This window comes from Kribbella sp. WER1 (genome assembly GCF_054189145.1).
Map to the genome: position 1 here is coordinate 3,251,630 of NZ_CM135186.1, position 11,610 is coordinate 3,263,239.

11 protein-coding genes are annotated in these 11,610 nt (G+C 68.6%); 4 read left to right on the forward strand and 7 right to left on the reverse strand.

Annotated features, from left to right (window positions below; genetic code table 11):
• The first annotated feature begins 60 nt into the window (after positions 1 to 60).
• On the forward strand, positions 61 to 1,398 hold the full coding sequence (locus ACXJJ3_RS15790) for a hypothetical protein (RefSeq protein WP_458170809.1): 1,338 nt from the start codon (positions 61 to 63) through the stop codon (positions 1,396 to 1,398).
• Positions 1,399 to 1,446: 48 nt separating this feature from the next.
• Here ACXJJ3_RS15790 and sucD read toward each other — a convergent pair whose 3' ends face one another.
• Together sucD and sucC are read right to left on the reverse strand one after the other, a co-directional pair.
• Positions 1,447 to 2,337, reverse strand: coding sequence for a succinate--CoA ligase subunit alpha (sucD, locus tag ACXJJ3_RS15795; protein WP_458170810.1), 891 nt, complete (start codon positions 2,335 to 2,337; stop codon positions 1,447 to 1,449).
• 14 nt (positions 2,338 to 2,351) lie between these two features.
• Complete coding sequence (sucC, locus tag ACXJJ3_RS15800; RefSeq protein ID WP_458170811.1) at positions 2,352 to 3,524, reverse strand: ADP-forming succinate--CoA ligase subunit beta; 1,173 nt, start codon at positions 3,522 to 3,524, stop codon at positions 2,352 to 2,354.
• A gap of 127 nt (positions 3,525 to 3,651) precedes the next feature.
• Here sucC and ACXJJ3_RS15805 point away from each other — a divergent pair, with 127 nt between their 5' ends.
• Entirely contained in the window at positions 3,652 to 5,289 is a 1,638-nt protein-coding gene (locus tag ACXJJ3_RS15805) for a glycoside hydrolase family 13 protein (protein WP_458170813.1), read from the forward strand.
• A gap of 43 nt (positions 5,290 to 5,332) precedes the next feature.
• Here the strand turns inward: ACXJJ3_RS15805 and ACXJJ3_RS15810 are convergent, their stop codons facing one another.
• The 5 genes from ACXJJ3_RS15810 to ACXJJ3_RS15830 form a co-directional block, all read right to left on the reverse strand.
• Positions 5,333 to 5,482, reverse strand: a complete 150-nt coding sequence (locus ACXJJ3_RS15810) for a hypothetical protein (RefSeq protein WP_458170814.1) — start codon at positions 5,480 to 5,482, stop codon at positions 5,333 to 5,335.
• A complete protein-coding gene (locus tag ACXJJ3_RS15815; protein ID WP_458170816.1) occupies positions 5,479 to 6,339 on the reverse strand; it encodes a carbohydrate ABC transporter permease in 861 nt (286 codons plus the stop codon). The genes ACXJJ3_RS15810 and ACXJJ3_RS15815 overlap by 4 nt, the downstream gene beginning before the upstream one ends.
• Positions 6,339 to 7,313 (reverse strand): carbohydrate ABC transporter permease, encoded by a 975-nt coding sequence (locus ACXJJ3_RS15820; protein WP_458171896.1) that lies wholly within the window; start codon positions 7,311 to 7,313, stop codon positions 6,339 to 6,341. The genes ACXJJ3_RS15815 and ACXJJ3_RS15820 overlap by 1 nt, the downstream gene beginning before the upstream one ends.
• 178 nt (positions 7,314 to 7,491) lie before the next feature.
• Entirely contained in the window at positions 7,492 to 8,814 is a 1,323-nt protein-coding gene (locus ACXJJ3_RS15825; protein WP_458170817.1) for an ABC transporter substrate-binding protein, read from the reverse strand.
• 275 nt (positions 8,815 to 9,089) lie between these two features.
• A complete protein-coding gene (locus ACXJJ3_RS15830; protein WP_458170818.1) occupies positions 9,090 to 9,506 on the reverse strand; it encodes a cobalamin B12-binding domain-containing protein in 417 nt (138 codons plus the stop codon).
• Between the two features lie 134 nt (positions 9,507 to 9,640).
• On the opposite strand from ACXJJ3_RS15830, the gene ACXJJ3_RS15835 reads away from it, so the two are divergent.
• Together ACXJJ3_RS15835 and ACXJJ3_RS15840 are read left to right on the forward strand one after the other, a co-directional pair.
• Positions 9,641 to 10,507 (forward strand): esterase/lipase family protein, encoded by an 867-nt coding sequence (locus tag ACXJJ3_RS15835; protein ID WP_458170819.1) that lies wholly within the window; start codon positions 9,641 to 9,643, stop codon positions 10,505 to 10,507.
• Between the two features lie 180 nt (positions 10,508 to 10,687).
• Positions 10,688 to 11,593 (forward strand): M23 family metallopeptidase, encoded by a 906-nt coding sequence (locus ACXJJ3_RS15840; protein WP_458170820.1) that lies wholly within the window; start codon positions 10,688 to 10,690, stop codon positions 11,591 to 11,593.
• Positions 11,594 to 11,610: the final 17 nt, after the last annotated feature.

Here is an 11,610-nt window from a genome sequence, read left to right on the forward strand (position 1 = left end):
AGTGGGGGCGGTATGGATCCACCCGGTACTGTCAGGTGGAATCAGTCAGGAGGTCGAGCTTTGGCCGGTTCCCACCGTGGACAACGCGGCGGCACCCGCGCCGCTGCCCGGGAGGCGCGGCGCCAGCAGGCACGCAAGCGGAACCAGACGATCGCGGCAGGCGCCGCGGTCGTGGTCCTGGTCGGCGGCGGCGGTGTCGCGGCACTGAACGCGTTCGGCGGCGACAAGGGGTCCGGGCCGAAGGCCGGCAGCAGCAGCCCGACCGACGACAAGTCCAGCCAGTCGAACGTGCTGTCCGACGACAAGGTGCTGCTGGACGCGGCCGCGGCGAAGACGCTCGGCGCGACCGGCGCCTGGAAGATCACCGGGACCGCCAGCGGCGACTCGGCGCCGGACACCTCGTTCGCGTGCCAGCTGCAGCGGTTCGCCGACCCGAGCGGCCTGCGGACCTGGGTCCGCACCCTGCAGAACCCGACCACCAAGGACACCGCGGTGCAGTACATCGACGTGTCCAACGACAAGGCCACGGCCGCGAAGACGTACAACACGGTCGTGCACTGGCTCAGTCAGTGCACCACGCCGCAGACCCGGTTGTCGGCCGGGTACGTGACCTCCGGCGTCGGCCAGACCGGCGTGATCGCGGTCTTCGGGCAGGTCCCGGGCGCGAAGACGACGAAGTACCGGACCGTCTCGGTGACGCTGTCGGGGCAGGCGACGATGGTCGTCGAGCACGACACGACCGCCGCGACCCCGCCGAAGCCGGACGTGGTGCTGGCCACCACGACCGCGGCCGCGAAGAAGATCTGCGCCGAGACCGGCGGCTGTGCGACCGGCGCGCCGGTGGCGAAACCGGCCCTGCTGCCGAACACCGACAACCCGGGATTCATGGCCCCGGTCGACCTGCCGCTGATCGCCCAGGTCGACAAGCCGTGGGTGAGCGCCTCCGCGCAGCCCGGCGACGGCACCGGCTGCGAGAAGCTCGGCCTGAAGAAGGCGAAGCCGACGAAGGTCGGCACGATCACGTACGTGGCGCCGGAGGCGAAGGTGCCGACCGAGTTCGGCATGGACGACACCGTGCTGAAGTTCGCCAGCACGGCCGCCGCGTCGGACTTCGTCGCCAAGGTCCGGAAGAACGTCGACGCCTGCGAGAAGAACGTCTCGAACGCGAAGGTCGAGTCCACCGGGACACTGAAGACCAGCACGATCTCCGGCAAGAGCTGGACCGCGACGTACGACAGCGGCGACGGCAAGAAGTACCACTACCGGATCGGCATCGCCGGCTCCGGCGACCGGGCGGTGTACCTGCTGTTCCCGGTGCTGAAGGACCTGGACCTGACCGACGCCGCGTTCAACGAGACGCTGGCCCGCGCGGTCGACCGCTCGGCGGCCTACAAATAGGAAACGGGACCCACCCCCGAGGGGGCAGGTCCCGTTCGCCGGGCCGTACTACTTGCTCAGGCCCTGCATGATCTCGCGCATCAGGTTGGCGGTCTCGGTCGGCGTCTTGCCGACCTTCACGCCGACGGCTTCGAGGGCCTGCTGCTTCGCGGCCGCCGTACCGGACGAGCCGGAGACGATCGCGCCGGCGTGACCCATGGTCTTGCCCTCCGGTGCGGTGAAGCCCGCGACGTACCCGACGACCGGCTTGGTCACGTTCTCCTTGATGAACGCGGCCGCCCGCTCCTCGGCGTCGCCGCCGATCTCACCGATCATCACGATCGCGTCGGTGTCCGGGTCGTCCTGGAACGCCTGCAGCGCGTCGATGTGGGTGGTCCCGATGATCGGGTCGCCGCCGATCCCGATCGCGGTCGAGAACCCGAAGTCCCGCAGCTCGTACATCATCTGGTACGTCAGCGTGCCGGACTTCGAGACCAGGCCGATCCGGCCCTGGCCGGCGATGTCGGCCGGGATGATGCCGGCGTTCGACTCGCCCGGGGTGATGATGCCGGGGCAGTTCGGGCCGATGATCCGGGTCTTGCCGGACGCCTGCGCGGCGGCGAAGAACGCGGCGGTGTCGTGCACCGGCACCCCCTCGGTGATCACCACGACCAGCGGCACCTCGGCCTCGACGGCCTCCAGTACGGCGTCCTTGGTGAACTTCGGCGGGACGAAGATGACCGACACGTTCGCGCCGGTCTCCTTGACCGCGTCGGCGACCGTGCCGAACACCGGCACCGCCTTGCCGTCGAAGTCCTGGCTCTGGCCGGCCTTGCGCGGGTTCACGCCGCCGACGATGTTGGTGCCGGAGGCGAGCATCCGGGTGGTGTGCTTGGTGCCCTCGGAACCGGTCATGCCCTGGACGATGACCTTGCTGTCCTTGGTCAGGAAGATAGACATTGTTCGGCGATCCCTTACTTCGCAGCCAGCTCGGCGGCGCGCTTGGCGGCGCCGTCCATCGTGTCGACCCGCTCCAGACCGGCGAGGCCCGCCTCGTCGAGGATCCGGCGGCCCTCCTCGGCGTTGTTGCCGTCCAGCCGGACGACCAGCGGCTTGGTCACGGCCTCGCCGCGCGAGGCCAGCAGCTCGAACGCCTGCACGATGCCGTTCGCGACCGCGTCACAGGCGGTGATGCCGCCGAAGACGTTCACGAACACGCTCTTCACCTGCTGGTCGGAGATGATGATCTCCAGCCCGTTCGCCATCACCTCGGCGCTCGCGCCGCCGCCGATGTCGAGGAAGTTGGCCGGCTTCTGGCCGCCGAACTCCTCACCCGCGTACGCCACGACGTCCAGGGTCGACATGACCAGGCCCGCGCCGTTGCCGATGATGCCGACGGACCCGTCGAGCTTCACGTAGTTCAGGTTCTTCGCCTTGGCCGCCGCCTCCAGCGGGTCGGCCGCGGTGACGTCCTCGAACTCGGCGTGCTCCGGGTGCCGGAAGTCCGCGTTCTCGTCCAGCGTGACCTTGCCGTCCAGCGCCTCGACGTTGCCGTCCTCGAGCTTGACCAGCGGGTTCACCTCGACCAGCGACGCGTCCTCGGCGATGAACACCTCGTACAGCTTGACGATCTCCGGGACGACGGCGTCGATCACGTCGGCCGGGTACTTCGCCGCGGTGGCGATCTCCCGCGCCTTCGCCTCGTCGACACCCTTGGCCGGGTCGATCGAGATCTGCGCGACCGCGTCCGGGTTGGTGTGCGCGACCTCCTCGATCTCCATGCCGCCGGCGGCGGAGGCGATGCAGAGGTAGTTGCGGTTCGCCCGGTCGACCAGGAACGAGAAGTAGTACTCCTCGGCGATCGCCGCGGCCGGGACGATGTTCAGGATCTTGACGACATGACCCTTGATGTCCAGCCCGAGGATCTCGCGGGCCTTCTCCTCCGCCTCGTCCGGGCTGCTCGCCAGCTTGACGCCGCCAGCCTTGCCGCGGCCGCCGGTCTTGACCTGGGCCTTGACGACCACCCGGCCGCCGATCTTCTCGGCTGCCGCGCGTGCTTCCTCCGGAGTCGTGACGACCTCACCCACGGTCGTCCGCACCCCGTGCTTGGCGAAGACCGTCTTCGCCTGGAATTCCATCAGATCCACGAGTGTGGTCCCTCTCTCGCCTGTACGGATTCCTGACACTAGCCACCCTTGCGCTCGGAGCAACAGCCGGGGTACTGGCTGAGACGACTGTCACAGGCTCCCGCCGCACCGTGCGAGGCTTGTCCGCATGACCGATCCTCAGAGCAGACCAGCTGACGACTGGTGGCGTAGTGCCGTCGTTTACCAGGTGTACCCCCGTTCGTTCGCCGACGCGGACGGTGACGGGACGGGCGACGTGAACGGGATCCGCGCGCGGCTGCCGTACCTCGCCGACCTCGGCGTCGACGCGCTCTGGATCAGCCCCTGGTACCCGTCCCCGCTGCTCGACGGCGGGTACGACGTGGCCGACTACCGCGACATCAACCCGGAGTTCGGCACCCTCGCCGACGCCGACGCGCTGATCGCGGAGGCGCACGCGCTCGGCCTGCGGATCCTGATCGACCTGGTCCCGAACCACTGCTCCTGGGAACACCCGTGGTTCAAGGCCGCGCTGGCCGCCGGGAAGGGCTCGCCGGAGCGCGACCTGTTCTGGTTCCGGGACTCCGCGGACGGCAAGCCGCCGACGAACTGGCCGGCGGCGTTCGGCGGGCCGGCATGGCAGCAGATCGACGACGGGCAGTGGTACCTGCACCTGTTCGACATCTCCCAGCCGGACTGGAACTGGGAGCACCCGAAGGTGATCGAGGAGTTCGACTCGATCCTGCGGTTCTGGTTCGACCGCGGGATCGACGGGTTCCGGATCGACGTCGCCGACTCGATGGCGAAGGACCCGGCGCTGCCCGACGTACCGCTGGAGAACGGCGAGCCGACCCGGGAGAAGTACGTCGGGAACCCGTTCTACGACCAGCCCGGCGTGCACACGATCCACCAGCGCTGGCGGGCGATCGCCGACGAGTACGCCGACACGCCGCAGGGCCCGCGGGTGTTCGTGGCCGAGGCGTGGCTGTCGCCGGCCGAGCGGCTCGCGCAGTACGTGCGGTCGCACGAGCTGCACTCCGCGTTCAACTTCGACGCGCTGCGGGCCAGGTGGGACGCGAAGGAGCTCCGCGAGGTCATCGACCACACGACGGAGAACCTGTGGGCGGTCGGGGCGCCGGCGACCTGGGTGCTGAGCAACCACGACACGATCCGGCACCGCACGCGGTACGGACGGGAGCTGAAGGACGCGCTCGAGGGTGCGGGCGTCGTACCGACGGATCTCGCGCTCGGTCTGCGCCGGGCCCGGGCCGCGGCGCTGCTGGAGCTGGCGCTGCCGGGCGGGGCGTACATCTACCAGGGTGATGAGCTCGGGCTGCCAGAGGTGGAGGACCTGCCCGAGGACAAGCTCGACGACCCGACGTGGGAGCGCTCCGGGCATACGGTCCGCGGCCGGGACGGCTGCCGGGTCCCGATCCCGTGGTCCGGCGCGGAACCGCCGTACGGCTTCGGGTCTGGGACCGGGCAGCCCTGGCTACCGCAGCCGGCCGGCTGGGCGCCGCTGACCGCCGAGGCGCAGGTGGACGACCCGGAGAGCCACCTGAACCTCTACAAGGCGGCGCTGCGGATCCGTCGCGAACACCCCGCACTCGGCGAAGGCCGGCTCGTCTGGGACACCGAGGCGCCCGAGGGCGTCCTGTCGTTCACCCGCGACCCCGGCTTCCGCTGCGTCGTCAACGTGAGCGACAGCCCGGTCACACTGCCCGAGCACAGCAAAGTCCTGCTCTCCAGCGAACCGGTCACCGACGGTGAACTCCCGCCGGACGCGACCGCCTGGCTGAGCAACTGAGAACAGAAACGGCCGGAGCCTGTTGGCTCCGGCCGTTTTCTGTTCAGCGGTAGCGGTCGCGGTCCCGCCGGTCCTGGTCCTCCCGGTCCCGGCGGTCCCGGTCCTCGCGATCGCGCCGGTCCCGGTCCTCACGATCCCGGCGGTCCCGGTCATCGCGGTCCCGGCGGTCCTGCTCGCGACGGAACAGGCTCACTTGACGCCACCCGCCGTCAGACCGGCGACGATCCGGCGCTGGAACAGCAGCACCGCGATCACCAGCGGAATCGTGACCACCACGCCGGCGGCCATCTGACTGCCGAACGGCTGGTCTCGGCCGGTGGTACCGGTGAACTGCGAGATGATCACGTTCGCGGTCTGGATCGACTTCTTGTTGGTCATGCTCAGCGCGATCAGGAACTCGTTCCAGGCCGCGATGAACGTGATGATCGCGGTCGTGAACACACCCGGTGCCGCCAGCGGGATGATCACCTTGCGGAACGCCTGAGCCGGCGTACAGCCGTCCACCATCGCCGCCTGCTCGAGCTCCTGCGGCATCTGCCGGAAGAACGCGGTCAGGTTCCACACCGCCAGCGGCAGCGCGAACGACAGGCTGGGCACGATCATCGCCTGGTAGGTGTTGATCCAGTGAATGTTCACGAACAGCTTCAGCAGCGGCACGACCAGCGAGATGCCCGGGAACATCGACGTCGTGATGATGATCGCCAGCACGATGTTCTTGCCCCGGAAGTCCAGCCGGGCCAGCGTGTACGCCGCGATCATGCCGATGATCAGCGTCAGGATCGTCACCGACCCGGCCACGATCAGGCTGTTCAGCAGGCCCCGGCCGAAGCCGTTCGAGCCGCTGAACACGTCCTTGAAGTTCTGGAACGAGAACGGTGCCGGGATCGGCGCGTTCGAGAACTGGTCGGACGGGCGCCGGAACGCCGAGACCAGCATCCAGTAGAACGGCGCCAGGCAGTAGATCACGATGATCGCGACGCCGAGCAACGGCAGCCAACGCTTCAGGAACGCGTTCTCGCCGGCCCGCACCTGCGGGGTTTCGCTCGCCATCAGACAGCCCTCCCTGAACCGGACGCGGCGCCCAGCGTGACGGCGGCCGAGCCTGCCGCGGCACCGGCGCCACCGTTCTTCTTCCGGCGACCGCCGGACTTCTTCGACGCCCGCGCCTCACCGATCACGTCGGCGCCGAGGATCTTCACGAACATGTACGCGACCACCGCGACGTAGACGAACAGCACGAACGCGTACGCCGCCGCCGGTCCGTACCTGACGTTGAACGCCTCGTCGTACGCCAGCATCGACAGCGTCTCGACGGAGTCCTTGTGCGCGCCGACCAGCACGAACGGCAGGTCGAAGATCCGCAGCGTGTCCAGGATCCGGAACAGCACCGCCACCAGCAGCGCCGGCTTCACCAGCGGCAGTGTGATCCGCAGGAACGTCTGCCACGCGTTGGCCCCGTCCACCTTGGCGGCCTCGTAGACCTCGGCCGGGATGGTCTGCAGCCCGGCCAGGACCAGAAGGCCGATGAACGGTGCGGTCTTCCAGGTGTCTGCGATCACGACCGAGAACTTGGCCTGCCAGCCGTCGGTCGACCAGAGCACCTGGGTGCCGATGATCGCGTTGAAGATCCCGTCGGCCTGGAAGACCCACTTCCACAGCAGCGCCGAGATGACGGTCGGGATCGCCCACGGGACCAGGATGCTGGCCCGGACGATGCCGCGGCCCCTGAAGGCCTTGTGCATGATCAGCGCCATCGCGACGCCGAGCACGGTCTCCAGCACGACACAGACGACGGTGAAGAACGTCGTGTTGTAGAACGCGTTCCAGAACCGGTGCCCGGTGTCGCCGCGGAAGATGTCCGCGTAGTTCTTCAGTCCGACCCACTGCGACCCCTGGACCACGAACCCGTTCGCGTCCAGGTGCTGGCCGCTCTGGAACAGTGATTCCCGCAGCGCCGAGATGATCGGGAACAGCACCACCAGGCCCAGCACGATCAGCGTCGGGGATAGCAGCAGCGCGGCCAGCCGGCCGGTGCCCTCGTCGAAGCGCTGCTGGCGCTTCGGTTTCTTGGCCGGTCGTTCCGCGACCGGCGCACTTACAGTCACCTGAGACTCCTTCGTTCCCCGGGTACCACCCGGGCAGGGACGGGCCGGGGCCGGTGCGTGGTCACGACAACTCCACCCACCGGCCCCGGCACGACGATCAGTTCGTGATGAGCGACTGCAGCTTGGTCTGCAGGTCGGACAGCGCCTTGTCCGGCGCGGTCTTCTGACTCAGCGCGTCGTACGCCGCCGCCTGGATGGCCGCGGTGACGTCGCCGTACTTGACCACCCGCGGACGCGGCTTCGCGTTCAGGATCGAGGCCTTCAGCGGGACCAGGTACGGGAACTGCTTGTTCAGGGTCGGGTCGTCGTACAGCGAGGCCCAGGTCGGCGCCTGCGAGGTCGCCTCCAGGTTCGCCTTCTGGCGGGCTTCGCTCGCCATGAAGTTGATGAAGTCGATCGCCGTCGCCTTGTTCTTCGCGAACTTGCTGATCGCGTAGTCGTGACCGCCGAGCGAGGAGACGCCCGGGCCGGTCTTGCCCGGCAGCGGCGCGACCGCGAACTTGCCGGCCACCTTCGAGGAGCCGTCGGTCTTGTTCGCCAGCGCGTACACGTACGGCCAGTTGCGCAGGAAGAGCAGCTTGCCGTCCTGGAAGGCGCGGCGGCTCTCCTCCTCCTTGTACGTGATCGCTTCCTTCGGGATCACGCCGGACTTGAAGTCGTTCACCAGCTCCTCGAGACCGGCCTTGGCCTCCGGGGTGTTGACGTTCGGCTTGCCGTCCTTGTCGACGACCTCACCGCCGGCGGAGTTGACCGCCTCGGAGAAGTTCACCGTCAGGCCTTCGTACTTCTCGAACTGGCCCGCGTAGCAGCCGATGCCCTTGCCGGCCGGGGTCGCCTGCACCTTGGTGCAGTCGGCCTTCATCTCGTCCCAGGTCTTCGGCGCCTCGGCGATACCGGCCGCCTTCAGCAGGTCGGTGCGGTAGTACAGCAGGCCGCCGTCGGACGTCATCGGCACCGCGTACAGCTTGTCGCGGTACTTCGCGGTCTCCACCGTCGCCGGCACCAGCTTGCCGAGGTCCGGGACCTTGTCCTCGGGGATCTGGGTGATCCACTGGTTCGCGGCGAACTCCGAGGTCCAGACCACGTCCATGACCAGGACGCTGTACGCGTCGGACTGCGCCTGCGCGTTCTGCACCATCTGCTGGCGCTGCGCGTCCGCGTCCTCGGGAAGCTCCTTCAGCGTCACCTTCTCGTTCGGGTGCTGCGCGTTCCAGGCATTGAGCTGGTTCTGCAGGTTCCCGGAGGTGTCCTTGCCGCTGGCAAGCGTGATCGGCCCGCGGCCGTCGAGTGCCTCCGCCGAGCTGCCCCCGCTGCTGCTGCTTCCGCTGTCGCCACTACCACACGCGGCGGCAAGCAGCACCAGGCTGCCTGCGACGGCGACGAAGGCCGTCCCACGTGCGTGTGATCGTTCAAACCTCATCGTTTACCTGCCCTCTCCCGATTCGGGACGTCGCTTGGTCCTGCGGTGGTGGGTCGCAGTTCCCCACCGCGCTGCGATCCACCTTGTCCGGACAGTAACCGAGAACGGGCCGATGTGTTCTGAGCCACACACAGCCTGCCGCACGGTCTCTGAAACGGTCAGCCGCATGGCTGTATGCGACCGCGTTTGGGAAGCCCGCACAACCGGGTATTTCTTAACGATTCGGTATTACTGATTAGTAATATCGCTGAAATGGGCAGAGCTGTTCAGAACGGCTACGCGGTCGCAGAAGTGTCCCCGACGTTCGCCCGCACCCACTCGACGATCTCGGTGGTGGTGGCGCCCGGGGTGAAGATCTTGTGGACGCCGAGCTCGGCCAGCGGCTGCAGGTCGGCGTCCGGGATGATCCCGCCGCCGAACACCACGATGTCCTCGGCGTCCCGCTCCGCGAGCAGTTCGCGGACCCGCTTGAACAGGGTCATGTGGGCGCCGGACAGCACCGACAGGCCGATCGCGTCCGCGTCCTCGGCGATCGCGGTCTCGACGATCTGCTCCGGGGTCTGGTGCAGCCCGGTGTAGATGACCTCCATGCCGGCGTCCCGCAGGGCGCGGGCGACGACCTTGGCACCGCGGTCGTGACCGTCCAGACCGGGCTTGGCGACGACGACGCGCAACGGGCTCGTAGCAGGCATGTGGGCAGGCTAACCCGCCCGGTAACTCACGGATAAGACACGGACGCGTGTGTTCGCCCACACGCTCGACGGGAACCGGTTACCGTGGAAAGTGATCGGACCACCGGGGGGTCTGGTTTGGTGAGGAGTCGCCCATGAGCAGTTGGCAGGACGACGTCCGCGGCGCGCTGGACGGACTCGCGTACGGCGCGCGCTCTGCGCTCTCGCCGAGCGTGCTGCACGGCGCGGCGGTCGAGCTCGGCTGGCTGACCACCCATCTCGCGATGTACCCGCTCGGGCTGGTCGGCCGCGCGCCGGTCCTGCCCGCCCGGCTGAACCTCGCCGGCCTCGGCCCGGCCCAGCGCGGCCTGCTGGTCAGCGACGTACGGGCCGCCGGTACGCCGATCCTGCTCGCGCACGGGATCATCGACAACCACACGATCTTCGCGCTGATGCGCCGGCACCTCGTCCGGCGCGGATTCGGCAGCATCCACACGTTCTCGTACTCGCCGCTGACCCTGGACGTACGTCGTACCGCCGAGCGGATGGGGCGGGAGATCGAGGCGATCTGCGAGGCCTCCGGGTCGGACCAGCTCCACGTCATCGGGCACAGCCTCGGCGGCCTGATCGCGCGGTACTACATCCAGCGGCTCGGCGGCGACGCCCGGGTGCACACCTGCGTCACGCTCGGCACGCCGCACCAGGGCACGATGGCGGCGAAGCTGCTGCCGTGGCCGCTGGTCAAGCAGGTCCGGCCGGACAGCGACCTGCTGGCCGAGCTCGACGAGCCGGCACCGGACTGCTCGACGCGGTTCCTGGCGTTCTACAGCGACGTCGACCAGCTGATCGTGCCGCAGCGCCGGGCCCGGATCCGGCACCCCGACCTGCAGGCAACCAACGTCCGGGTGCACGGGGTCGGGCACCTGTCGCTGCCGTTCCACGGGGACGTCGTCCACCGGATCACCGGCGTTCTGGCACATCTCGATGTCGCAACAGAACTGCCTGAGCAGGAAGCCTTCTGAGCGCTTGGAACGGATGCACGTGCAGGCGCGCATGCAAAAGTTTCGTGAAGGAGCCCCCGAAAAGTGGGTGGCGGGGTTTGTCACCCCGTGACCCTTCCGTTATGGTCTGTGAGTCCTCCCGGGGAATAAAGCTCCAGGAGGACGGGCAGATCCCCTCCCCTGTGACCGAAAGGCCACGTTGTGTCCCAGCACCGTGCCGCGGGCGACCGCGTCACGCCCGGCAACGCTGCGCGCAAGAACGGCGCAGGACGTCACAGTGCCAAGCATCGCGTCGCCAGGCGTAACACCCCGAGCAGTACCCAGATCGTCGGACTGACCGCCGCGCTCGCCGCGGCAGCCGGAGCTGTCGGCTTCAGCCACAGCTCCCTGGCGTCACCGACCCAGGCGAACACCGCGGTCAACCTCGCGGCGCTCAGCCTGGACGGCGGCCAGCAACTGTCCGGCATCACCACGGCACGCATCCAGGCGCGCCAGCTCGCCACCCGTGACTCCTCCCGGGTCCAGCTGGCCGACACGACGACCACCAAGAAGGCGTCCGCGGCCAGCCAGCTGGCCAAGGCCCGCGCCGCGAAGCTGAACGCGAGCAAGGCCCTCACCGCCAAGCGGGCGAACGCGCTGGCCCTCGCGAAGGCCAAGGCCGACGCGGCCGAGAAGAAGGCCCGCGAGTCGGCGACCCGCTGTCAGATCATGCTGACCGGCTACCACATCACCGCGACGTTCGGGCAGGGCGGCAACCGCTGGGCCCACAACCACACCGGCCTCGACTTCGCCGCCCCGATCGGTACCCGGATCGGCGCCGTGATGAAGGGCGTCGTGATCTTCGCCGACTGGGCCGGTCCGTACGGCCGTCAGGTCCAGGTCCGGCACGAGGACGGCACCACCACCTGGTACAACCACATGTCGAAGTTCAGCGTGTCGGTCGGCGAGACCGTGTACGCCGGTGACCAGGTCGGCGCGGTCGGGATGACCGGCAACACCACCGGTCCGCACCTGCACTTCGAGGTGCACCCGGGTGGCGGCTCCGCGGTCGACCCCGACCCGTGGCTGCGCAACCACTGCGGCATCAACCCGTACACCGCGATGTGAGCTCACCTCGTCGCTGA